General features: G+C 41.3%; 19 protein-coding genes and 1 pseudogene. 10 read left to right on the top strand and 10 right to left on the bottom strand.

Going from position 1 to position 24722, the window contains the following annotated elements:
* The first annotated feature begins 8 nt into the window (after positions 1 to 8).
* The 4 genes from H6G79_RS17340 to H6G79_RS17325 all read left to right on the top strand — a co-directional run bounded on the left by H6G79_RS17340 (position 9) and on the right by H6G79_RS17325 (position 4507).
* The gene (locus tag H6G79_RS17340) at positions 9 to 956 is read left to right on the top strand and encodes a hypothetical protein (protein WP_190590301.1); all 948 of its coding nucleotides are present in this window, start codon (positions 9 to 11) and stop codon (positions 954 to 956) included.
* Positions 957 to 1071: 115 nt separating this feature from the next.
* Positions 1072 to 2712, top strand: coding sequence for a lipoxygenase family protein (locus H6G79_RS17335; protein ID WP_190590302.1), 1641 nt, complete (start codon positions 1072 to 1074; stop codon positions 2710 to 2712).
* Positions 2713 to 2913: 201 nt separating this feature from the next.
* Positions 2914 to 3216, top strand: coding sequence for a putative quinol monooxygenase (locus H6G79_RS17330; RefSeq protein WP_190590303.1), 303 nt, complete (start codon positions 2914 to 2916; stop codon positions 3214 to 3216).
* A gap of 235 nt (positions 3217 to 3451) precedes the next feature.
* Entirely contained in the window at positions 3452 to 4507 is a 1056-nt protein-coding gene (locus H6G79_RS17325; RefSeq protein ID WP_190590304.1) for a trans-acting enoyl reductase family protein, read from the top strand.
* Between the two features lie 71 nt (positions 4508 to 4578).
* On the opposite strand, the gene H6G79_RS17320 is transcribed toward H6G79_RS17325, so the two are convergent.
* Entirely contained in the window at positions 4579 to 5016 is a 438-nt protein-coding gene (locus H6G79_RS17320; protein WP_242048418.1) for a PIN domain-containing protein, read from the bottom strand.
* Between the two features lie 8 nt (positions 5017 to 5024).
* Positions 5025 to 5324 carry a hypothetical protein gene (locus tag H6G79_RS17315; protein WP_190590306.1) on the bottom strand — a complete coding sequence of 100 codons (300 nt, stop codon included), beginning with the start codon at positions 5322 to 5324 and terminating at the stop codon, positions 5025 to 5027.
* Positions 5325 to 5542: 218 nt separating this feature from the next.
* Between H6G79_RS17315 and H6G79_RS17310 the strand changes: the two genes are divergently transcribed.
* On the top strand, positions 5543 to 5860 hold the full coding sequence (locus H6G79_RS17310; protein ID WP_313933924.1) for a hypothetical protein: 318 nt from the start codon (positions 5543 to 5545) through the stop codon (positions 5858 to 5860).
* Between the two features lie 81 nt (positions 5861 to 5941).
* On the opposite strand, the gene H6G79_RS36820 is transcribed toward H6G79_RS17310, so the two are convergent.
* Positions 5942 to 6289 (bottom strand): hypothetical protein, encoded by a 348-nt coding sequence (locus H6G79_RS36820; RefSeq protein WP_242048416.1) that lies wholly within the window; start codon positions 6287 to 6289, stop codon positions 5942 to 5944.
* Positions 6290 to 6554: 265 nt separating this feature from the next.
* Here H6G79_RS36820 and H6G79_RS17300 point away from each other — a divergent pair, with 265 nt between their 5' ends.
* Positions 6555 to 7751 carry an HlyD family efflux transporter periplasmic adaptor subunit gene (locus tag H6G79_RS17300; RefSeq protein WP_190590307.1) on the top strand — a complete coding sequence of 399 codons (1197 nt, stop codon included), beginning with the start codon at positions 6555 to 6557 and terminating at the stop codon, positions 7749 to 7751.
* 2 nt (positions 7752 to 7753) lie between these two features.
* Here the strand turns inward: H6G79_RS17300 and H6G79_RS36815 are convergent, their stop codons facing one another.
* From H6G79_RS36815 to H6G79_RS17285, 4 genes and pseudogenes are all read right to left on the bottom strand, one after another.
* Positions 7754 to 8524: a cyclic nucleotide-binding domain-containing protein gene (locus tag H6G79_RS36815; RefSeq protein WP_242048431.1), complete on the bottom strand. Its 771-nt coding sequence runs from the start codon at positions 8522 to 8524 to the stop codon at positions 7754 to 7756.
* 30 nt (positions 8525 to 8554) lie between these two features.
* Positions 8555 to 9229: pseudogene (locus H6G79_RS36810) on the bottom strand (DevA family ABC transporter ATP-binding protein); the annotation flags it as partial.
* Positions 9230 to 9249: 20 nt separating this feature from the next.
* On the bottom strand, positions 9250 to 10416 hold the full coding sequence (gene devC / locus H6G79_RS17290) for an ABC transporter permease DevC (RefSeq protein ID WP_190590309.1): 1167 nt from the start codon (positions 10414 to 10416) through the stop codon (positions 9250 to 9252).
* A gap of 262 nt (positions 10417 to 10678) precedes the next feature.
* Entirely contained in the window at positions 10679 to 11344 is a 666-nt protein-coding gene (locus H6G79_RS17285) for a Uma2 family endonuclease (protein ID WP_190590310.1), read from the bottom strand.
* On the opposite strand from H6G79_RS17285, the gene H6G79_RS17280 reads away from it, so the two are divergent.
* Positions 11344 to 11493: a hypothetical protein gene (locus H6G79_RS17280; RefSeq protein WP_190590311.1), complete on the top strand. Its 150-nt coding sequence runs from the start codon at positions 11344 to 11346 to the stop codon at positions 11491 to 11493. The genes H6G79_RS17285 and H6G79_RS17280 overlap by 1 nt on opposite strands.
* An 82-nt stretch (positions 11494 to 11575) precedes the next feature.
* Positions 11576 to 13831 carry a DUF1796 family putative cysteine peptidase gene (locus H6G79_RS17275; RefSeq protein ID WP_190590312.1) on the top strand — a complete coding sequence of 752 codons (2256 nt, stop codon included), beginning with the start codon at positions 11576 to 11578 and terminating at the stop codon, positions 13829 to 13831.
* A 337-nt stretch (positions 13832 to 14168) separates the two neighbouring features.
* Here H6G79_RS17275 and H6G79_RS17270 read toward each other — a convergent pair whose 3' ends face one another.
* Both H6G79_RS17270 and H6G79_RS17265 read right to left on the bottom strand, forming a co-directional pair.
* Entirely contained in the window at positions 14169 to 16286 is a 2118-nt protein-coding gene (locus tag H6G79_RS17270) for a lipopolysaccharide assembly protein LapB (RefSeq protein ID WP_242048414.1), read from the bottom strand.
* A 275-nt stretch (positions 16287 to 16561) separates the two neighbouring features.
* A complete protein-coding gene (locus tag H6G79_RS17265; RefSeq protein WP_190590313.1) occupies positions 16562 to 17737 on the bottom strand; it encodes a hypothetical protein in 1176 nt (391 codons plus the stop codon).
* Positions 17738 to 18169: 432 nt separating this feature from the next.
* Between H6G79_RS17265 and H6G79_RS17260 the strand changes: the two genes are divergently transcribed.
* Together H6G79_RS17260 and H6G79_RS17255 are read left to right on the top strand one after the other, a co-directional pair.
* The gene (locus H6G79_RS17260; protein ID WP_190590314.1) at positions 18170 to 19459 is read left to right on the top strand and encodes an AAA-like domain-containing protein; all 1290 of its coding nucleotides are present in this window, start codon (positions 18170 to 18172) and stop codon (positions 19457 to 19459) included.
* Positions 19456 to 23028, top strand: coding sequence for an AAA-like domain-containing protein (locus H6G79_RS17255; RefSeq protein WP_190590315.1), 3573 nt, complete (start codon positions 19456 to 19458; stop codon positions 23026 to 23028). Before H6G79_RS17260 ends, H6G79_RS17255 begins: the two co-directional genes overlap by 4 nt.
* Before the next feature lie 130 nt (positions 23029 to 23158).
* Here H6G79_RS17255 and H6G79_RS17250 read toward each other — a convergent pair whose 3' ends face one another.
* Entirely contained in the window at positions 23159 to 24649 is a 1491-nt protein-coding gene (locus H6G79_RS17250) for an AMP-binding protein (protein WP_190590316.1), read from the bottom strand.
* Between the last annotated feature and the right edge of the window lie 73 nt (positions 24650 to 24722).

The following is a 24722-nucleotide window of genomic DNA, read 5'->3' as shown; positions in this document are numbered from 1 at the left end:
GTGTTGAAATGGCTACAGACTATGTGTTGTTTATTCATGGTGTAAGTATCCGCAACGATAAATACGCCGATGAACTGTTTGAACGTCTGAGAAAAAGTGCAAGCGATCGCCAACGAAATCTCAGAAAAATCTCTCTTTACTGGGGTGATGTCAACGAAGAACTAGAAAATAAACTGCTAGGACAACTTCGAGTCTCACCTTATTGGAAAGATGTTTGGTTTAAAGAATTTCGAGAAAAGCAAATTATTCCCTTTGCTGGCGATGCTGCACTTTATATTAGCCGTCATGTTGGTGCAAAAGTTGTCAACCGCATGAAAACTCAAGCGATCGCCAACGGGTTACATCAAGCCCAACCTGATGATCGTCTGCACATAGTCAGCCACAGTTGGGGAACAGTGATTTTGTTTGATCTTTTGTTTGCCAGCCGTTGGGATGAAGATAAAGCACCCGGTAAAGATGATGTGATGGCTATCCGCGATAGCATTTTTGGTGTAGCCGGGAAAAATAGCGATCGTCGTCAAGGGATTCCCATTGCAAGTATTCACACCCTCGGTTCACCTGTAGCCATCTTTAGCTTGACCAATATCAACCCCGGTAAAGATAGTAAAGATTCACCCAGTAGCCACGACATTACACCCAACCTGCAAAAATTTTTAGAGTGTCTGCAAGAATTACGTCAAGGTAAAAAACTACCTTGGCGCAATTATCTTCATCCTGGTGATCCCATTGCTTACCCACTGCAAAAACTGATGATCGATTTAGTGGATGGAGATACCAAATACTTAGATATTCAAGATATCCTCACCCACAACGCCGGATGGTTAGAAATACCATTTGCACAAACACTTTTACCCTTGCTTTCTGGTGGCGACGCACATGGTAGCTACTGGCGCAATGACAAAGTAACTCAAGAAATCATTAATGTTGTCCAACAAGAAACTCCCAGATTTGGTTGAGTTTCTCGACCTCTCCAAGTCTAAATAATAATTCGTAATTATTCATTAGCTGGGCTTTGCCCAGCAAAAAATAACATCTCTCTCCCTTGTCTCCATTATTTCCTTAAAAACTATCATGAAACCATACTTACCCCAGGTAGATCCTAACCCCAATATCCGTAAAGATGAGCTAGTCAAAAATCGAGAAGATTATAAATTTAATCATAATTATCTAGCTCCTATTCCCGTTATTGATAAAGTCCCCCATCAAGAACTATTCTCGGCAGAATATACAGCTAAACGCCTCGCTAGTATGGCAAATCTAGCACCAAATATGTTAGCTGCCAAAGCTAGAAATTTTCTTGACCCTTTAGATGAATTAGAAGAATACGAAGAACTGTTGACACTGCTACCTAAACCAGCAGTGATGAATAATTATAAAACCGATTCATGTTTCGCCGAGCAAAGATTATCAGGTGCTAACCCTTTAGCACTTCGGAGAATTGATAGTTTACCAGCAAATCTCGGTATCACAAACGCACAATTTCAAAAATCTGTCGGGACAGAAAGTAACTTAGAAGCGGCTCTCAAAGAAGGTAGACTTTACCTATTAGATTATCCCACACTCTTTGATATTAAAGGTGGAACTTCTCAAAATGTGAGAAAGTATTTACCTAAGCCTCAAGCTTTATTTTACTGGCAGAGCAATGGTTTACCAAATGGTGGTTCTTTGCGTCCAGTGGCGATTAAATTAAATAATGATGCTGGGACAGATGGATTGATTTATACTCCCGATGACCCTTATCTAGATTGGTTTTTAGCAAAAACTTCTGTGCAGATTGCTGACGGCAACCATCAAGAATTAGGTAGTCACTTTGCCTATACTCATGCTGTTATGGCTCCTTTTTGTATTGCCACAGCACGCCAATTAGCAGCAAATCATCCCATTGCTTTACTACTCAAACCACACTTCCGGTTCATGTTATTTGATAACGATTTGGGACGCACCCACTTTTTACAACCAGGTGGCCCAGTCGATGAATTTATGGCTGGTTCTTTAGAAGAATCTTTAACTTTTGTCGTCAAAACTTACCAAGAATGGAGTATTGATAAATTTGTCTTCCCGACATTAATGAAAAGTCAAAATATGGATGACCCGGATATATTACCGCATTTTCCGTTCCGGGATGATGGGATGTTGGTTTGGGATGCTATTCAGAAATTTGTCACAGATTATTTGCAACTTTATTACCAAACGCCTCAAGACTTAAGTGAAGATTATGAATTGCAAAATTGGGCAAGAGAATTAGTTGCTCAAGATGGTGGACGTGTTAAAGGAATGCCAGAAAAAATAGAAACTATCGACCAATTAATTCAAATTATTACGGTTGTAGTTTTTACCTGCGCTCCTTTCCATTCGGCTTTAAATTTCTCTCAGTACGAATACATGGCTTTCGTACCGAATATGCCTTATGCAGCTTATCATCCAACTCCCGAAAGTAAGGGCGTGGATATGCAAACAATTATGAAGATATTGCCACCATTCAAGCAAGCTGCTGACCAAGTAATGTGGACGCATATTTTAACATCTTACCATTATGATAAATTGGGTTATTATGATGAGGAATTTGCTGACCCATTGGCACAGGAATTAGTGGTACAGTTCCAACAAAATTTGCATGATATAGAACGACAAATTGATATTAGAAATCAAACTCGTCCTATACCTTATAATTTCCTCAAACCTTCCCAGATTATTAACAGTATCAATACTTAGAAAAGGGAGTGGGGAGTAGGGAGTAGTGAAAATTTTATTATCTCAACTCCCTATTTTTATCTTAGGACTTACGCATAAAAACGAAAAATCAAGGGTTTTGGCGATGGTGTAGGAGTGTATGTATCTAAAACCCTTACACCCAATCTTCATAGACAATCTTGGTGCGTAAGTCCTGTATCTATTTAAACAGGAGAATCTATCATGTCAAGTCAACAAGTTACAGTTACGGCTCGGTTAAAAGTAAAACAGGGTTTAGAAGATAAATTTAGAGCAGAATTTGAACCGGTGATTGCGCTCACTCGTGCGGAAGATGGATGTATTAATTATGATTTACATCAATCTATCGAAGACCCTTCTGTGTTTTTGCTGCATGAAAATTGGGCTAGTCAAGCAATTTTGGATCAACATTTACAACAGCCTTATATTCGGGCGATGCTTACTAAAGCAGATGAGTTTTTGGTAGAACCACCAGAAGTTAAACTGTGGCAGCAGATTATTAATTAGGACTTACGCACACTCTACGATTTCTTGGCGTTCTTGGCGACTTGGCGGTACCCTGCGGGAAGCCGCTTCGCGTCTACGATAAATTAAGGTTTTTGGGAATTTTTACGTAAGTCCTGTTAATAATTAAGTCAAGTTAAGTTTAGATCCCCCCTAACCCCCCTTAAAAAGGGGGGGATTTGAATGTGTATAAGTTATGGGTTAGGGGGATTTGTGAATATTTAATTTGGGAAAAATCATGACGGCAAAGGTGTTATTGTATGGTGCGCCTGGCTATGCAGGGAAATTAATAGCAGAAACGGCAAAAAGTCAGGGTGTAGAGTTAATTTTGGCTGGAAGAAATCAAGGTGCGTTGGTATCAGTTGCGGAGAAATTAAACTTTGATTTTCGGGTGTTTAGTTTGGATGACGCGCAGGCGATCGCACAATCTCTGCAAGATGTTACAGTTGTTCTCAATTGTGCCGGGCCGTTTGCGAAAACTGCCAAATCACTCGTTGATGTCTGTTTGCAAACTCACACCCATTATTTAGATATCGCTGGCGAAGTTCCCGAATTTCAGGCTTTAGCAGCACGGGATGAGGAGGCGAAACATGCAGGAATTATGCTGCTTCCTGGCGTTGGGTTTGGTGTCGTCCCGACAGATTGTCTTGCAATTTACCTCAAATCTCAGTTACCAACCGCCAACAGTCTCACCTTAATCTATGAAACTGAAGGTGGTGTTTCTCAAGGAACTGCCAATACTGTCCTGCCCAGCTTACATGAAATGGGTGTCGTCCGCAAAGCAGGTAAACTAATTCCTTCTCGACCAGCAGAACAAAAACGTCAAGTTAATTTTGGTGCTGGTTTAGTCACCGCCGTAACTAACCCTTGGCGTGCTGATCTTGTTACCGCATTCCACAGTACAAATATTCCCAATATCGAAACTTACACAGTCTTTCCCAACCCGGTAAGTTTTCTGATGGAAAGCAGTCAGTATTTAGGCTGGTTATTTAACTCATCTCTTTTCCAAAGCGCCTTAGCGAGTTTAATTAAACAACTCCCACAAGGGCCAAGTGCAGCAGAACGCGCTCAAGGTAAAGTTGGAGTGGTTGGTATTGCAGAAGATGAATCTGGTCGTCAAGTTACAGCGAAACTCATCGGCCCCGAAGCTTACGATTTTACGGCTTTAGCTGCTGTAGTAGTGATTAAACACATCATCCAAGGTGAAGTTAAGCCAGGATTTCAAACCCCAGGGAATGTTTACGGTGCGGATTTGGTATTAGAAATACCTGGAGTAAAAAGATGGAGTGATTAAACTATCACCTTTGGCAAATTGGGGAATTGATCCAGAAGATTTTGCAGTACAAACTTAGATTCTCAATTGTCTTATGGTGTTATGTCTTTGGGGTGAACAGCACTAACTTCTGAATAACGGGCAAAATCACTAACATTAAATGTCAGGATATGGGTTAATCCATGCACCAACATTGCTGCAACCAGCCGTGTATCATGTACCTTAACCCCAGACACCCTATAATCCACAACTAAACGCCGCCATTGTGTATGAACGGCGGCGCTATCAGACAAAAAATTGAAGTAACGTTCTATCACTTGAGTTTTCTGGTCTGTCTCCTCAATTGATAAGCCAAAACCGCTTCGTGCCGTTGTAGGTCGCGTACATACATTCCAAAATTCTCCCAGAATTTGTGATGTGTAACAGATTTCTTCTCCCCTTTGCAATAAAGAATATATGGCATCACGAACCAAAATATGATTTGGATCTGAAGGAGAAACGAACCGTAATAGAATGTTTGTATCTGCCATGAACAGCATCAGTCATGATTCCCATAAATGCTTTCACGGATAAATGCTTCTGGCGGTAAAACTGGTATTTTTTCCGCACCTTGAGCTAATAATTTCATGTCAGCTGACCATTGTTGTGGGTCAAAAGTACGCTTTGTACCCAGATCGATACTTTGTTGTTTGTGTCGGTGTGATGTGCCGAATATATCCTTTTCAATCAAATTACGGATATATGCTGCTCTGTCGCCTCCAAAGTGCCTCACTCGCTCATCAATCAACTGGAGGAGAGGTTCACTGATTCCAGTCACCTCAATTTTGTTATTGTCCATGTTGTTTTTCAACTCCATACTTAAATTATGGATCTATGGCAATAGTAGTTAATTCTAATTATGACAGGACTTACGTAACTGGCATATTAGTAGGGTGCGTGAGATATCAAGAATCTGTTTTTTGACAACATTTGAGCCGTCTAACGCGCCCTACACAACTGTTACCTCTGATCTGTATTCTGCTATATGTAGTTACAAACATCGCAATCATACAAGCCGTGTCATCGGAACTCACCTTAGAAAAAGTCAACCAAGCCGTTAACGCTATCCTGGAAGTTTTAGGAACTCCCGAAACCGAATTACATCGCCAAGCTTTAACCGCTTTTCAAAGTGGTGATCACCAAATGGTGAAACGTTTAGCTTCTACCAACTTGTCTGATTATTACGTCAAGGCTCTTGGGTATCTCGGTGGAGCATTAAAGTTAACTCCCAACACTGATACAATTCTTGCAGAGTCAGCACGTTCCGCCGCCGATTTTGCCAAAGAAAAAGCCCTCAAACAACTGGGAGAAGCGTTAGCGAAAGCCTTGTCCTAGAGTTTGAATATAAAATCCAAAATTTTTTCACCCTCTGTTTGATCAATCAGGGGGTATTTTTGTTGGCTATTGACTTTCTAATTAAGTTCTTACTGTCCGTCGCTGCTTTCTATTGCTTACCACTTGACTCACAGAAGCTCCCGCTCCCACTCCAAACATTCCCGCGCTGATACTGTACATTGTATCTTTGCCGAGTGTTTGGACTCCGAAATAGCCAAAAGCGATCGCAGCTAATGTTCCAGTAGTAGTTGCAATTATGACCTGATAACGCTTCATAGTCTCTCCTAATTGATACCCACCAACTAACCCAAATCCAAAGCCTAGACTCAACATACTCACTACCCGACTAAACTCGCGCCAAAATTCTTTTACCAGATAATTGTTAGCGAAGCCACTGTTAAGGGAAAACTGAAAATAAGAATCGGTCAACCTGATGTCTAGAATTACAAACCTACAAAGTAATATTTTTAGCAGGAAAATACCTGGATAAACATATCAATTATACATCTACCGCAATCCTCAATGATTTACAAATATCTCCCCCTTGCCTTCCTTGTCCGCCTGACATCCTTTTTCTGTGTTGTGCATATATCAAATAAGACTGCTATATTTCATGCTCATTAAAATGAACATGATTTTCTCATTCTATTTGTAATCATCATATTTCATAACAGAATATTTTCCTGATACAACAATGATAAAAATTGAATTTAATCAAAATAAACCGATATCAAAGCTACAAGTAATTACTATAGGTTTGTCTATTATTACTGCGATTAGTATTCTTGCTGTTGTGATTATTAATAGGCAATCAAGGAATACTAATCAGAATAAATTACCAGCAACATCAAGTAGTCAACAGTCTATAGTTCGTGTAGCAGCTTTAGGAATATTAGAACCACAAGGAGATATTATTCATCTGTCTGCGACAGGCGCAAATCAACGTTTGGCGAAACTGTTGGTAAAAGAAGGGGAACAAGTAAGTGCAGACCAAATTATTGCAGTCATGGATAATGTGAACCAATATCAAGCAAGTGTAGAAAATGCCAGAGCGAAAGTGATTGTGGCGCGATCGCGTTTAGCGCAGGTGCAAGCTGGTGAAGAGTCTGGACAAATTGAAGCCCAACGCATGAAAGTTGCAGAAACACAAGCGGAATTAACTGAAAATATCAAAGTGCAACAATCTGTAATTGCTAGTCAAGAAATTGAATTACGCAAAACCCAAGATGACTATGAACGCTACAAGGAGTTATTGGATAAAGGAGCGGTTTCTGTAGCTGAAACGGAAAAGAGACGTTTACAAGTGGAGATTGAGGAACAAAAATTGCAAGAAGCCAAAGCCAATCTCCGCAAACAAGTGAGCATCGGTAAGGAACGTGTAAAAGCTGCGGAAGCAACATTAGATAGTTTAGCTCATGTCAAACCCACAGATATTTTAGTTGCTAAAGCAGAATTGAATGAGTCTTTATCTCAATTAGAAAAAGCAAAAGTTGATTTGGAATCTCTTTATGTGAAAGCACCCGTAGCTGGGCAAATTTTAAGTATTAACACCAGAGTTGGTGAAGTTGTGGGTAGTAAAGGAATTGTTGATATTGGACAAACACAACAAATGTATGTGATTGCTGAAGTTTACGAAAGTGATATTCATTATGTAAAAATTGGTCAGGAAGCAACAATTGTCAGTGAATATGGTGGATTTACTGGAGAAATCAAAGGAGAAGTAGATCAAATTGGATTGCAAATTGAACAGCCAGGAATCATTAATGATGATCCCAGCGCCAAAGCTGATGTTAGAATCGTGAAAGTGAAAATTCGCCTACGTCCCGATGACAGCGAACGGGTGAGGACATTGAATAAGTTACAAGTTAGAGCCTCAATTCAGATTAATTGAAATCAAAAGTTGAGAAATTGATGGTGGAGTGCAGCAGCTACGATATCGGAATTTGTATTGGATTTTAAAATCAAATTACAAAAACTGTCTCGATTAATTGCCATCAATTCAACGTCAGTACAAGCTATGGCTCGAAGGTAAACAGCATAATTTTGAGCATCGGAAAATTGTACATTACCAAAATGTTCACCCGATTTGAGTTGAATTGTTCTGGATTCCCCTTGATCAATCACGGATACTTCCACTTCTCCCTCTAATATTAAGTAGACGCGATCGCCAAATTCCCCTTGTTGAACAATAATAGAATTGGCTTTGTATTGACTCCCCTTAGATTGAGAAGCGATCGCCACAATTTCTGATGGATCGACGTTGGGTAAGGCTTTGGATAAATGACTTGTCATTACCCGTTGATGCAAACGACGAACGACATCATTACTAGTCAACTCTGAGTTATTCACGAACAACTGAAATAATTCTTCCTCAATCACCATCACTTTCACTTCTGAATTTTTGGTGACACGCACTGTTGCTGTACGTTTTCCACCCCGCAGTAAACCAACTTCCCCAAAATAATCTCCACGACTCAGCCGATTTAACAAGCGAGTCGGCTGATCGGGGAAATCTTGGAAAACTTCTACATCTCCTTCCAGGAGAATATAAAATTTCGTCGCTGGTTCTCCCTGACGAACAATGATTTCCTCGGATGCGTAAGTCAACACGGTTGGTTTAGTGTTGGCTTTTTCTAGTAAGGCTTCATCAAAACCCGGTAACATCAAAGATAGTTCTTGGTTTAAAGCTAAACCGAGTTTGCCATCTTCCACATGCACAATCCGATCAGCCAAATCCAAGATGCGATGATCATGAGTCACCATGAGAACAGCACTATTGTGTTCTTTGGCTAAACGGTGCATTAAAGCGACGACATTACGTCCTGATGATTTATCCAGGGCGGCTGTTGGTTCATCAGCGAGTACCAACTTGGGTTGAGTTACCAACGCACAAGCGATCGCTACCCGTTGTTTTTGTCCCCCAGACAGATTTTTAGGATAAACATCGATTTTTTCCCTTAATCCTACAGATTCTAAAATAGCAATTGTTTTCGCCCGCGCCGCCTGTACAGAAAAATCCGGCTGTAATTCCAAAGACATTTGAATATTCTGCTGGACTGTTAAAAAATCGAGTAAATTACTGGATTGGGTAATATAACCAAAATTCCGCCGCATTTGGACTAATTGTTCTTGGGTTGCACCGTTGAGTTCCTGTCCTAAAATATTTAAACTGCCTTGTTGTACAGAGCGTAGACAACCAATTAAACTCAGCAATGTGCTTTTTCCTGAACCAGAAGGGCCAGTTAAAATGACAAATTCTTTGGCTTTAATGGTGAGATTAATATCAAATAGAATCTGCTTTTTGAGTGCGGCTTCCCCAAAAAAGTGATTGAGATTTTGAATAGAAATAACTGTTTGATTAACCACAATAATTCAGATTAATTACTAATTTAAAATAGGTCAGCCGGATTAGACTCTCTGAGCTTATTCATACTCACAAAACCAGACGTAAAGCACATTATTATTGTTAATAACAGCACCAGAGAAGCTCGCGGCCATGTCATATTCATCGGTAAAGATGTGGCACCATTGACAATGGCATATAATCCCAAAGACATGATTAGACCAGGAATATAACCCAAGACTGCCAAAATCAATGCTTCTTGAAACAAAATATTTAAAAAGAAACGATGTTTATAACCTCTAGCTTTGAGAACGGCGTAGTCTGGTAAATGGTCGGTAATTTCACCATAAAGAATTTGATAGACAATAATTACTCCTACTAAGAAACCGACAAAAACCCCTGTAGTAAAGACAAATCCAATGGGCGCACTCGTAGCCCAATAATGCTTTTCATATTCGATAAATTCTTGGCGTGTCATCAACCGCACTTTGCGGGGAAGTTGAGCGCGGATTTGTTGAGCGATCGCCTGTAAATTTACTCCTGGTTTAAGAGTCACTAAACCCAGGGTAATATTATTAGAAGAACGATGAGGAAATAGATAGTTAAAAGTCATACTACTGGTAATCAAATTACCATCATCAGCAAAAGAAGCACCAGCAAAATTTACTAAGCCACTAATCCAAACCTGATGTCCAGCTATTTCAGCCGCGATTGGTTTTCCTACTTGCAAATCTTGAAAAACACTGCCATATTCTTTTGCGTCGGAGTTACGATCAAATAAAACCACGCCTCTAGCTTTTAAAAGATGTGCAACTGTCTGAAAGTCTTTAATCTCAAAAGGAACATTATCTGGATTAATCCCTAAAATAATAATTCCTTTGCCGCCGCGAACACTACCATAGCGGAAATCATCTCGTGCGTGGTAGACATAATTTACAGATTCAACTTCCCTAAAATTGAGGGCGCGATATAAATATTGGCGGGAAAAATCCCCAGTGTTCGCCAAAGTTTTCATATCAGTATTGATTAAAACCAAATCAGCCTTGAGGAGTTTATGCAGTGCTGTTTGGCTTTCATAGAGAGAATCTAAAAATGCTAATTGCATAAAAATCAGAATAGCTGCAAAAGCAATACCTAAAATCGCTACAACTAGGCGTAGTTTATAGCGAGTCAATTGCAACCAAGCTAAGGGGACTCTGCCCAAAAAATTCATGTAAACTTTTGTGTGTCAATTGGAATAGATTAATCTTAAATTTCCCAATTTTATGCCTTTGCTATCACTGTATAGACATATCTTGCACCTAGCCCCGACGAATGGAATTCGCGGCTAAAAAAACAGGCGTTGCTGATTAAGAGGATGAATTTTGTTTCGCGCCTTTGCGCCTTTGCGCGAAACATCTATCGTTAACCTTGTGAAAAAAGCTTAATTAATCACGCATTTATGCAACGCCAAATTGTCTATTCTAAATTTGCACTTATTTTGTTTGTAATTGCTGCATTAACCAATTAGCGGCTGCGGTGTTAGTTTCTTGGGGTAATCTTTCTAGTGTTTGTTCAATCAGAGCGATGGGTAAACCTGTCAACACCTGAGAAACTTCGATCGCTTGATAGATACCTGTTGCAGTTAAACCAAATGCAAATAGTCGCATTCCTTTAACATCAATTACCCAGTATTCTGCAATTCCTAAACTAGCGTAAAGTTGCTTTTGCTCATCCAAATCAATACCTAAAGTGGTATCAGCAATTTCTCCCACTAAATCCGGTAGACGATGACGATCAAGAATAATCCGACGTGGTTCACCTGGTTGCCATCTCGGAATATTTTCACCTTTGTACAAAACTAAATCTGGCGCACAGGCGTGGGTTTCGGGATTTTCAATTAAACAGCGTCCGTAGGATTGCAATACTATCTCTGGGTGTAGGAACGCCCAGAAACCAAAAATTATGGTTATCAAATCGCTAAAAGAAGAATGTCCTAGTCCTTCTGTTCCCATATCAACCCACAACCATCCCTGATGAAATGCAATTTTACGCCAATCGATATCGGGGTTATCTCGCACCTTCTCATAGTCTTGCCAAGTTGCATCATACTGCTGAAACACCAGAGAAGATTGGCTAAATTGTTCTAAGGAGATGGTCATTGCCAGACACCTTACAAGTCCGATGGAGTGTGATTTGCGATCGCCTCTATAATAACGCTTTCACCAGACACCAAAGAATATTTATTGTCGGGACTTCCTTCCTGATTGCTATGAATTTTTCTGGAAGGTTCTTGGAATACAGACTTTAGATGTAGTATGTGATACTGTCAAAGCATCTGGAGGATTCAACCTTTCCAGTGGCATTTTATTCTTAAATTCACAAAAAATCTTATGTATCGCTTCCAGGTTAGTGCATATACCCAAACTGGTGAATCTATTGGGCTGCTTGGTTCTACTTCCGAGTTGGGTTCGTGGGATATTACTAAATGTGTTCGCCTCCGCACCAGTGGCGATCGCTATCCTTTATGGTGGACAGATGAAATTGACATTCAGCCATCTTTAGATACTGGTGATGATCAGAAAATTGAATACAAGTATGTGCGTTTCAATACTAGTAATTATGGGGAATGGGAAGCTTTTGGGTGGAATCGTTGGCTACCGATTAACCATGACCATTCCAGTACTATTGTTGTGGATGACGGGGCATTCGGTTATTTACAGCCGTATCCCTTCGGCTATCTTGAGCAGTCAACTACTGCTAAACCAGTATTCACAGCAGATTCTGACAGTTTAAAAATAGTAGTGATTGGTAGTTCTGTGGCCTTGGGTCATAAAGCCTGGTTATTTCACGGTTGGGCTGGACTACTAAAGGAAACTTTACAACAAAAATATGGGCATAGAGTCGTTAATGTATCAGAAGCGGGAGCCAATGTCAGCAGAACGATCGCCCGCTTTGCTTCAGTAGTTACACCAGAACAACCTGATGTAGTAATTATTGCTTTATCTTTGGGTAACGAAGGATTAGCTTATTGTGCGCCCCACGAACGGCGAGCCATACAAAGGCGGTTTGAAAGCGGTTTGCAGCAGTTGGTGAAAATGACGCGCAAACTCGGCGCGTTGCCAATTTTAGGGGGTGTTTATCCCAATAACAATTATTCTCCTGAGCATTACTGGCTGTTAAAAGATACCCACAACAGAATTTTAAATTGGGGTGTGCCGATTTTGAATTGGTTGCCAGCCTTAGATAATGGCCAAGGACGCTGGTGGGAGGGGATATCTTTTGACCCGGCGCATCCCAACACCTTCGGTCATCGCTTGATGTTTGAAGCGATCGACCTACAATTATTTGATATCGACAAAGCCAAATTAGCCAAAGAAAACCCCCATTTCTGGCAACCCAACGAAATTCCGATTTATCTTGATCATGCGGGATTTTATGTTTGTGCCTACATCGAAGAAAAAAGTCTGCGAATTAGTAATCCATCACCCCACAATTACACCATTGCGCCTTATTGGCAAGAACTCCAAACGGTTGTGCAGAGCAAAGCCAAGTTGCTTCCTGGTATTTACGTTGCCAAAAATCCCCAGCCGGGAACACTGCCATTTTTTGCTGTGCAGGAAGATGGCGCGATCGCTACAACCGTAGAAATACCATCAGGATATGATTTAGAATATACTGCCGCTTTTAATTTATTCGCCCCCAATGACTCCCAAGTTTTGTTTTATGATGGGCATTTGGGAATCTTGCAAAAAGATGAACATCACCTCTGGGTAATTAATGAGTCAGACCATGAATATAATATCCATCCCATGTGGAAAGAAGTCCGGCAAGCACTAAAAGCTGTACCAGCAGGTGTTTACGAAGACCCATTACACCCGGAGATTCCCTTCCGCACGATGATGATTGGTAAAGATGGGCTGGAAAGTCGAGTGAAAATTCCATCACAGTCGGCGGTGTTATTTCGATATCAATGTAAATTATCAGACATTAGTCGCGTGGCAATTGTGCCATTGGGCGATCGCTGCGCGGTACGGATGATGTTATACAAAATGGAATATGATGGCCCGGCTTTTCCCTTTGACTTAACCCGCACTACCAAGATTGCAGACATCGCAGATATCATCGAAAATCGTTTTTACGATATGTGGAATCCCAGCTTGCTAGATTACAGTCCAGAAGCAGGGAGAATTTATCATAGCAAATGGTCTGGTTTATCCTTTGCCCATGAAGTTGAAGCCACAGACAACCCTGTATATGATATGTCTCCGGTGTATGAACGGATGCGGGTACGCTATACAGCACGTTCTCAAAGATTTTGGTACACAGTTGAAAATTGCGACCAAGCACTGTTTGTCCGCACTGGTATATGCGATCGCGGCGGCGTGTTAGATTTAGTCAGCAAACTAGAAAAACACTGCCAAGGTAAGCCATTTCAACTTTTGCTACTTTCGCCCCAAAACTCTGATGAGTTTTTAGACATTCCCAATGTGCTGCATTACAATGCCGAGTTTAACCCCGACCGGATGTATGATGACTTGGAACATTGGATGTACTGCACAGAAATTATGCGGGGAATTTTAGAATCTTTGGGTATTTCCAGCAAAAATTTGTTTTGGTGTCCTCCCAACGTGCGCGTTAAGGATTGAAAAATACATCCGTCAGAATCAATTGGTGGAGAAAAAATACCCATCACTGATTATACATAAATGTTGGGTTCCGTTCCTCCACCCAACCTACACCAGTCTAATACCAATTTGAAAAATGATTGCGACAAATGGGTTACTGAAAAGCTCACCAGTAAGCAATTGCCCAATCCAAAATCCAAAATCTAAAATCCAAAATGGTATAAGTTGTTGCTTTAACTAAAATGTATTGGATTATACATTTGCCTTGCTGTAAAGTTTTCAATAGCAGCTTTTACAGATGAAATATATGAAGCGATGATTCTCAGCGATCGCACCCCTAAAACTGAAATGCAACGTCTCAGTCCTGATAACAGCGTAAGCGTTGCAGTAATTGTTCGCGTTCTGGCGATGGTGTGACATTCTGAGCAATGGCGATCGCAGTTTTGGTGTCTCCTGTGCGGACAAGATTCAATGCAATCCGCCCCCAAAAACGGGAACGTTCTGCCATCGGTGGTAAGGAAGACTCTGACCCATTCAGGAGGGTTTGTATGGGAATATTGAGGAGCGATCGCGCTTTTGTCAAATTGCCTTGAGTCAGATTCAGTTCCACAACTCGTAAAGCAAAGTCAAACTTTTCCCTAGGATTTCTCCCGGCGTAACCGATGAAACGGGATGCTTCCTCTGGCTGACGATTGGCGATAGCTTGATTACCAGCTAAGGTAGCAAAGTCTACTTGCTGAAGTAACTTTAATCTTTCTGCCAGTGTAAAATAAGCCGATCGCGTTGCATCAAATTCTGGACTGATTGATAGCAATAATTGTGCTTGCTGTGGCAATGCTTTTTCTGTTTGTATAAGTGTGACAATTCGATTCAATACCTGATCGGCTGGACGATTGGTGGAAATCAAAGCATTGGCGATCGCCGCATGAGTTGTGATGGCGGTAGGTAAAGCAGAAATGCTATTAGCTATTACTTGGCTACGAGTGAATAATTGATCGGCAACAGCAACATTACCACGGCGATGGAACGCTTGAGCAAACCGCAGCAATCGCCGCACATCGGTTTTTTCCCCAGCAATTCTAGCTTCTGCATCCTGGGTTTGTCCATCTGCGAGGGCGGCTATGGCAATATTATCTAGCCAGCGATCAGTTTCATCGAAATAGCCTGCATCTATCTGTACGATCATCGGACGTGGTATCATTTGCCGAGCAGTTGTAAACTGCTTATTGGCAATCAAATCTTGCAAAACAATTCCCAAGACATTCACCGCACGCAGTTCAGCAATCAAGGCTTTGAGTTCTGGCTGATAGCCGCGAGTTTGAGATAAATTTGACATCTCGCCATACCATTCATTATCGAAGCGCCCGCCAAACTGATCGGCTATTTTAGCGGCTTTAGCATCAGCAACTAAACGGGCGATCGCTTGCTTGCGGATTTCTGGCTGGTTAAATTTGCGACCTTCTGCGGCGATTGTCAACCAACTTCTAGCCCGGAAAGAATTAGGGCGTTTCATTAGGGAAACAATTTGCAGCGATCGCCCTAAATCTCCACTGGGTGCATAGTGTAGCACCAAATTCATTAATTTAATTTCCCGTTGTTCCACATCTTTAATTGGTAATGCTGCTTTGAGCAATGGATCGAGTAATTGCTTTGCTTTTACCGGGTTTTTAGCTTTAAAGTAGGTAGCAGCAATCTGAGTGACGGTAATATCAGGATCATAATCTTGAGGAGAAAGTTGCTTTAGCACCTCTAAAGCTTTTGTGGGTTGGTTAATTTGGAGATATAAATTAACTATTTGTGACAAATATTCACGTCGTGCATAGATATCTTTCAGATTTTTGATAGTTTGCTCAAACCCATAGTTTAGGGAAGACGCAGCTTCCGCCGGTTCGTTGACAGCAATCCACCCTTCTGCAAGGCGAATGTGCGCCGCAACTAAATCTTTAGGAGTATTGCGAATTCCTGATACCGACTCAGACGCAAGCCGCAGCGTTTGTTTTCCTTTGGTGGACTGGCCAATTTGTCCATAGGCGATCGCAGATTCTGTCAAGATATGAGTTTTGCCTAAACTATACCCACTCGGTAAAAGTTTAGCTAAGACCACGATTTGATCGAGAATGGTAGGAAGTTTTGGATTATCCTTATATGTCAGTGATTGTACTTGAGTAGCAATTGCCTTGAGCGCAAAATCTAATGTCTGGATTGTAAAAGTTGTATCTCCTCGCCGTTCAGCATTTTCTAGCTCTCTGATAATTGCGGGGAGTCTATCAGTCGGGGACATTCCAGAAATTTCGTTCCAGCGTCGGGTACTTTCACCAATTAGTTCTACACGGCAAGCTTTAGAAATCGTTATCCTAGCATCTGCCGCATAAATGGGAACAGAGTAAATTAGTTGAGAAGCAATAATTAAAACGAGCGATAGCTTCGGTCGCCGCAGGTATTGTGTGAGCATCATCAGCTTATGTTGTATATTCATATTCACTTAAATTAGGGACTTAGATGACCTCTCCCCAACCCCTCTCCGTGTCGGAGAGGGACTTAAATATCTTGTAAGGGGAACGAAAAATTAAAGTTTTTAAGCCTCTACGCCACTTGCTTCAAGTCGGGAAACCCGCCCAACGCAGTGGCTCCTCCTTGCAGGGGAGAGGTTTGGAAAGGGGTTTTTAAAATTCGTCGTTGAACTCACGTTAAATTAAAGCGGTATTAATCACTAAAAACCTTGTATCTAATAGATTTATACTCAAAACTCAGCTATTTTTTGCTAAGAATCTTTCCACTGAGATTAACCGTATAATTCAGTGATTTCTGAAAATTTGTCACTGTGACATTCCAACCATCAAGTTTCTGCGTTGGTATGCAAGGTTCATTGGGTGCAGCCGTGGGACTGCGGAAACAATTGAATCTTGGTGCAACTTGGGTAATGCTAAGATTAGCAATGGGTTTTTTCAAGTCTGATTGGGCCGCGTTGAATACTGTGCGAGCGATCTCCGTTGGTAACTCATCAGTGCGGTGGGGAAGTCCGGCGATCGCTTCCGTGCGAATATTAACTTTATCATTGCTAATGCGGTATATTTGCCGTGCTTGGGGCTTTCCCGCCACCGTTACCCGATAACCCCGGATTGTTTTTTGAGCGCAGGATTCAGCTAAATTCCCCAATCCTAAACAGCTATCAGTAAAGGTTTGAGGCTCGATTTTAGTAATCAGCACAACTGAGGGTAAAATTTGCAAGTGTTTGCTGGCGATGCGCTTGATTTCGTTAACCACCGGAATCGGTAAGCCGCGTTCAATCACAGGATTAGTACGTGCAATCAATTGTAAATCGTCGGCTGTTTCACCTCGAAATACCCAACTTTGGCGTTGGTGGGGAATGGTAATTTTCCAGCCTTGGCTGAGAAAGGGATCGCAAGCATTAGGGGCAGAAACATTTTCACAACCACTTGCCCAAGTTGTCTTTGCAGATGAAATATTAGTTAGTGAGGGTTGTCCAGGATAGCCCCACTCTTTCGCCTGTTGAATCGCTGCTGTTATCATTGCCGTTGGCGGAATTTCTTGAGCAGGTTTTCCTAGAGAATGGATGTTTTGTCCGTTCCTTTGCATCAAGATTCTAAAGTTACCATTATCAGTGGTGAAATAGACCAAATTTTTATGCTGATCGGCGATCGCAATTTTCCAGTAAGGTACAGGATTGTATATCCAGGTATCGCCCTTAGCAATTCGCTCAATTTTAACGACTTTTGCAGTATTATCAATTTTCTCTTTGGCGATCGCATCTTGAAGCACTTGTTGAGCGATCGTCTTTGCTTGTGGTGTAGTCAAAATTTGCGGATTAGCAACGGTAGATTGTAAAGGAATTAGGGAACTAGAAAAAAGCAGACATCCGATAATAGTTGATTTTACTAAAGCGTTGTGGGAAAAGTGTTGCAGCATAGAATATGGATTGAAAAATATCAGTAAATCTTGCAGTTTCAAGTTAGCTAATAAATACTCAGACTCAGGATTGAGTTACAGATTTGGAAACAAAATACGGATGATTTATCTCACGCAGAGACGCAGAGACGCAGAGAGAATCAGGAGTCCTCCCTATATTATGCAACGCCCAAAATTCATCCCCTAATTCAGTAAGCCCTACATATTTCAGTAGTTGCAGTCATATTTGTATGATGCTTGACGCTTACTGTCATTGTCAGCCGGAGGAAATCCGGTTATTTCAGGCGATAAATTCCGGTTTTTTCCGGAAAAATTCAGCTAACTATTCCCCATCGTTAAGTAATAACGGTTTGTTCTGGTTGTTTGGGTATTAGGGGGAATTATTGAGAAATCCTATGTTAGAAGATAAACATCGCTTTCTAATGTAGGGTTATGAGCTTAGACGCTGGATTTCAATGGAATGCTGCTCAACAACTCGTTGATCAGTTGATGCTACAGACTACGCAAAAGCATCTGAGTGATGTTGAAATCCAAGTTTTGCAGGGTGCATGGGAAGGTAAAACCTATGAAGCGATCGCGGCTGAGTCTTATCTTACCGTGAAGTATGTGAGTGAAGTCGGCGGGCGGTTATGGCAATTGCTTTCAGAAACACTCCAAGAAGAGGTGAAAAAAACCAATTTTCGCCAAGCCCTTCAGCGACGATGGCAAACCCATCAGCCCCAATCTTACCAGGGAATTCAGCATCAACCATCTCAACGGGAATTTTGTTGTGCAGAGATTGATAAACCAGGGGCATTACTCCGTATTAAAGCACCAATTCAGTTTGGTAAAACCACACTTATGGCGCAAGTTCTCAAGTATGCTCAACAACAAGGATATCGGGCGATCGCTATCAATCTCCGCGATGCGGTTGCTGATGATTTTGACAGTTTAGATAGTTTCTTACAGTGGTTTATTGCTAGTGTTACCTATGCGCTGAATTTAACAGTGGATATAGAAACTCATTGGCGTAAAAGTTTAGGCAATAGCAAAATCAAATGTAGAACTTATTTGCAAAAATATCTCTTAACTGATGATATCCCTTTAGTCATTGCCTTAGATGAAGTGGATCGCCTATTTACTCATCAATTAATTGCCGGTGAATTTCTGGGAATGCTGAGAACTTGGCATGAAGATGCTAAAACCAAATTGCTTTGGACTCAGTTACGTTTGATAGTTCTACACACTGAAGTTTACACCCAGATTGATATTAACCAATCACCATTTAACGCGGGTACAGAAATTCAACTGACAGAACTAAATGCCACAGAAATCCTCACTTTACTAAATCAGTATCAATTGCACTGGAGTCAGCAAGAGATAAAAAAATTAACTGCAATTGTTGGCGGACATCCTTACCTTATCACCTTGACTTTACAATTTCTGGCTCAAAACCCAACTTCCCTTGAGCAATTGCTCAATACCGCAGCAACTCCTAATAGTATCTACCGCAGCCATCTAGAAAGACAATGGCATAAGCTACAAACGCATTCTCATTTACTTGCACCATTGAAAGCGATCGCCTCAGCTGATGCTGCTATTTCCATTCAACCACACTTCCATCTCGATGATGTGGTAAAACTCTATGACTTGGGATTAATCCAGCTACAGCAACACCAAATATCTATACGCTACGAACTTTACCGTCAATATTTTCGTGAACGTTTAGGAATTCAAACATGAACAATTACAACCATTATCAAGTCGGTGGTAGTTTACGAGAAGGTACCGAAATTTACGTTCGTCGTCAAGCTGATAGTGATTTATATACAGGACTAAAAGCGGGAATATTTTGCTATGTTCTCAACTCTAGACAGATGGGAAAATCGAGTTTACGAGTGCGTACAATGTCGCGCTTACAGTCAGAAGGATTTGTTTGTGTTGCTTTTGAAATGCGTGAACTCTGCGTTTATCAAGTGAGTGCAGATGAATTTTATGGGGGATTTGTCAGCCATTTTGCTAGTGAACTTAACATTGAAATTGATTTGGAATCTTGGTGGTCTCAAAATACTTTGCTACATCCATTTTTGCGGTTGAGTAAATTTGTGGAAGAAGTTTTACTAGCAAATATCTCTCAGCAAATTATCGTTTTTGTAGATGAAATTGACAGTATTCTCAATCTAGAATTTAAGGATGATTTTTTTGCTTTTGTGAGATCCTGCTACAACAAACGCGCTGATAAACCTGAATTTCAACGATTAACCTTTGCCTTATTTGGTGTGGCTACACCCACTGATTTAATCGCCGATAATAAATTTACACCACTAAATGTAGATAGTCGCGCCATCGAACTTACAGGTTTTCAATTGTCTGAAGCTAAACCCCTGGAACAAGGTTTAATTGAGGTGGCTGCAAATCCTACCAAGGTGATGGCAGAAATTTTAGCTTGGACTGGTGGACAACCATTTTTAACTCAATGGTTATGTCAACTAATTAATACATCTAATACTTTTATTGCATCGGGATGGGAAACTCAAGCAGTAGAAGCGATTGTACGATCGCAAATGATCGAACATTGGTTAGCAAATGATAGACAGCAGCATTTTCAAACAATTCGCGATCGCATTCTCCACAATAAATCTTTGGCTTGTTGGTCATTAGGACTTTATCAGCAATTGCTCAATCAAGGCGAACTTTCGGCTGAAGATAGCTGGGAGTTAATGCAGTTGTGTCTTTCTGGTTTGGTTGTCAAACGTCAAGGCAAATTGAGTATTTATAACCGCATCTATGCTACTGTTTTTGATTATACCTGGACGGAACAAGCTTTGCGTGCTATCCGTCCCTATGGTGCAGAACTCGCCGCTTGGGAAATTTCTCAAGATCCTCAATATTTGCTGCAAAATGAAGCCTTGCAGTGGGCGTTAGTTTGGGCAAAAGGATTGAGTTTGAGTCATAGTGATTATCAATTTTTGTCTGCTAGCCAAGCCCAAGAACTAGCGATCGCCCAATCCAAAACCCAAACAGCAATACAACAAGAAACTCAAGCAATTCAGCGATTAAAAACCGTGCAACATCAAACCAAAAAACGATTGCAAATTGGAGCGATCGCGCTTTCTGCGGCTGTAATTAGCACCATCGGCACGTTTTTTTACTTCCAGCAATCAGAACAGCAACTCAGAACCAATGCAGATATCTTAAATCTAGAACGAGAAGGAAGCCGAATTTTGCAAGTACGTGCAGATGGTAACCAACTGAAGGATTTGCTAGGGGCGATGAAATCAGCGCAAAGACTTAAAGAATTGACCAAACAGCATTCTTTTAAACATTTACCCACCCACACGCCTTTATTTGCCCTACAAGCTGTTCTGTCCACGATTAATGAGCAAAATCGTTGGCATTTAGAAAGTCCGGCGGTAGCGATCGCCTTTAGCCGTGATGGACAAAAACTAGCAACTGGAGGAGAAGACGGGGCGATAACTCTTTGGACACTACAGGGAAAGAAAATTCAGACAATCAAAACTCACAAAACTAAAACTCTCCAGGGCTTCCCAATTTCCATTTCTTCTCTGAGTTTTAGTCCTGATGGTCAGTATATTGTCTCTGCTGATTCCGATTATGAAATCCAGGTTTGGCATCTCAAAACAGGTACTCTTGTCAATAAACTAAAACTCGATCAAGAAACTCTTAGCGATGTCCAATTCACAAATGACAACAATATTGTGGTAGTCAACGCCTTTGGCAAAGTTGCAGTCTTGAATTTGCAATGGAAATTACTACACACTAGGCAGATTGCTCCACCTCAACAGGGTATTGACCTTACTATTAGTTTAGAAGGCGATGCAATTGTGTTTATCAATGCCCAAGGAAAACCGGAAGTTAGAGACATTAAAACTGGTGCGTTAATCAAAACCTATCCTAACATTAACCATAATTTAGGCGAGCGCCTTTGGCACAGTTTCCGCACAAAAGATGGTGCTTACATTTCCGCCAATCTCAACACCCTCAAATTATGGCATCCAGACGGAACTTTACAAACAGAAATCAAAACTCATCAACTGCTGGTTGCTGGTTTTAGTTCTAGCTTTGATGGTTCTGTCATCGCCACGAGTCACCCAGATGGAATGCTGAAACTCTGGAAAATCCATCCTCAAAAAATCTCCACTCCATTGACACCACCAATACAAACTCCCCGTGTAGTTGTGGGAAATCAGCAACGCATCAACCGCATACAAATACCAGGTGAAAAACTAAAAATTGCTGGGGCAAAATCTGATGCTCAAAATAGAATTATGGATGCCACTCTGAGTCCTGATGGACAGACAATTGCTGCGACAAAATTCAATGGAGAAATGACATTATATCAGGCAGATGGCAGCGAACTCAGAACAATACAAACTAATCTACCGGAAAGTGTGATTAAATTTAGTCCCGATGGTTCGCGCTTAGTTTTGTTATCAATTCGTCAGCAAAAAATACAATTCAGGTTAGCAAATGGGGATCTAATTCAAGAGATAGATGCACCTCATTATAAGCCGGGAATCGAATTTAGTCCTGATGGCAAAGAGTTGGTAATTTCTGGTAATCAACCCGATAAAATTCAACTTTGGAGTAGTGAAGGTAAATTTTTAAAGACTATCAAAGATGCAGATTCCCTCCACTTTAGCCCCAACAATCAAACCTACATAACAGTAACTTCTGGCAATACCCCCACACGCACCTTGCGCCTGTGGAGAAGAGACGGACAATTGCTCAAAACCCTATCAGGACAACCAAATGAAATCACTACAATGGGATTTTCCCCCAGTGGGCAATTTATGGTTGGCGATCGCTTTGGTAAACTGGTAATCTGGTCGGCTGAGGGTAATCTCATACAAACCCTCAATCATGGCGCAGCAGTCATTGATATCGCCCACCGTAACGACGGACAGCAGTTGGCGACGGTGGGAATTGATCAAAATATCAAACTTTGGCGTTCTGATGGTACGCTCATTCGCACACTTGAAACCAACCAAATCGGTCGCTTTGAATTTAGCCCAGACGGGCAATTGTTGATTGCCAAGACTATCGATAGCACAATCCATATCTGGCAAGCCGACGGCACACCCATCACTCGCATCCCTATGGGTGGTGCTTTTAATTCATTCCTGAATTTTACCCCAGATGGCAACCGCTTGATTTCTAGTAGTGGGTCAATGCTATATTCTTGGAACTTGAATCTTGACGCGCTCCTTACCCAAGGTTGTAATTGGCTGGGCGACTATTTCCAGAACCATCCCCAGGAGTTGCAGCAACTTCCATCTTGTCGTAACTGAATTGAGGATATCACTCGCCAGCCCTTTGCCGACTACATAGCAAAGTCCATTTTGAAACCCTTGGGAATGGGGGTGAAGGCTAGGGCGATCGCAAAAATCATAAATGCGATCGCCTTAATGAGCTTCACAATCAATCTGCACGAAATAACTCAACCACTGCTGGCTTCGTTACTTTCCCCATTGCATTGCGGGGTAACTCGGCAACTGTGAGTATTTTAGTTGGCACTTTATAAACTGCCAATTGCTCTTTTGCCCAACTCCGAAAGGATTCTAATGTTAACTGGCGTTGGGGATGCAGTACCAACGCCGCACAAACTCTCTCACCCCACTCAGGATCAGCAACTCCCACCACAGCACATTCTTGGATATCGGGATGAGTTCTTAACACTTCTTCAATTTCTAAGGCTGATACTTTATAGCCGCCCGTTTTGATAATATCTACACTCATTCGGCCGAGAATGCGGTAATTTCCGTTCTCTACTACCGCTAAATCTCCTGTACAAAACCAGCCGTCTTTAAAAGTTTTGGCGGTTGCTTGGGGATTTTGCCAATATTCTAAAAATACGCCAGGGCTTTTAACTTGAATTTCGCCTGGTGTTTCTGCTGGTACTATTTCTCCGCTTTCATCAACTAATCTTACTTCTACTTGCGGTAAAGGCTGACCAACATAACCTGCATGACGTTGACCATGTAAAGAATTTGACAGCGCCATCCCAATTTCGGTCATTCCATAGCGTTCTAGGAGAAAATGACCACTGATATTTTGCCATTTTTCTAAAACCTGCACGGGTAAAGCCGCAGAACCAGAAACCATCAGACGCATTTTTTTACAACCTGCGGTCATAGTTTGTTGGCGTTCAGCTGTGGTGCTTTCCCAAGCGGCGATTAATTTTACATAAATCGTTGGAACTGCCATAAATAAAGTTAAGTCACCCTTGCAAATGCGATTCCACACAGCTTCTGCATCGAATTTGCTTAACATCAGACATTCTGCGCCAGCCCACAAAGCACAGGTGAGGACGTTGATAATGCCATGAATATGATGTAAGGGGAGTACGTGTAAAATGCGATCGCTTGATGTCCATTCCCAAGCTGTAATTAAACTGGTAACTTGCGCTTGAATATTTTGATGGGTTGTCACCACACCCTTGGGTTTGCCTGTTGTACCACTGGTGTAGAGAATTAATGCACGTCGAGTAATATCTATTTCTGGCAGATTAACAATATGATTTGGTGGTGTGTCCGAAGTCAGGATAAATCTGAGATTGTGTTCTGTGGCGAGCGATCGCATGATATCCTCATACTGTGGATGGGCAATAATCATCGATGCGCCTGAATTGATAATTACGTACTCTAATTCTGGTCTTGGGTGCGAAATACACAGAGGTACAGCTATTCCACCAGCACGCCAAATTCCCCACTGTGTCGCTACATACTCAAACCCAGGCGGAATCAAAAAAGCTACTCGCTGTTCTTGTAAATCTACTGTATTTTGTAATAGATTTGCCGCTATTTGACCAGAAGCTTGCAGCAAATCTTGATATGTAAATACTCCTGTATCTGCAATAATCGCTATTTTCTTGTTATGTGCTTCAGCACGAGTAATTAAAGGGAGATTCACTTTTGTTTACCAATTTATACTTAATTCAGTCTAATTACTGAAAGCATATAGCACTTTTAAATACTTTTCTGAA

Source organism: Anabaena sp. FACHB-83 (genome assembly GCF_014697485.1).
GTDB lineage: Bacteria > Cyanobacteriota > Cyanobacteriia > Cyanobacteriales > Nostocaceae > Nostoc_B.
This window is presented reverse-complemented; position numbering and strand designations above follow the sequence as displayed.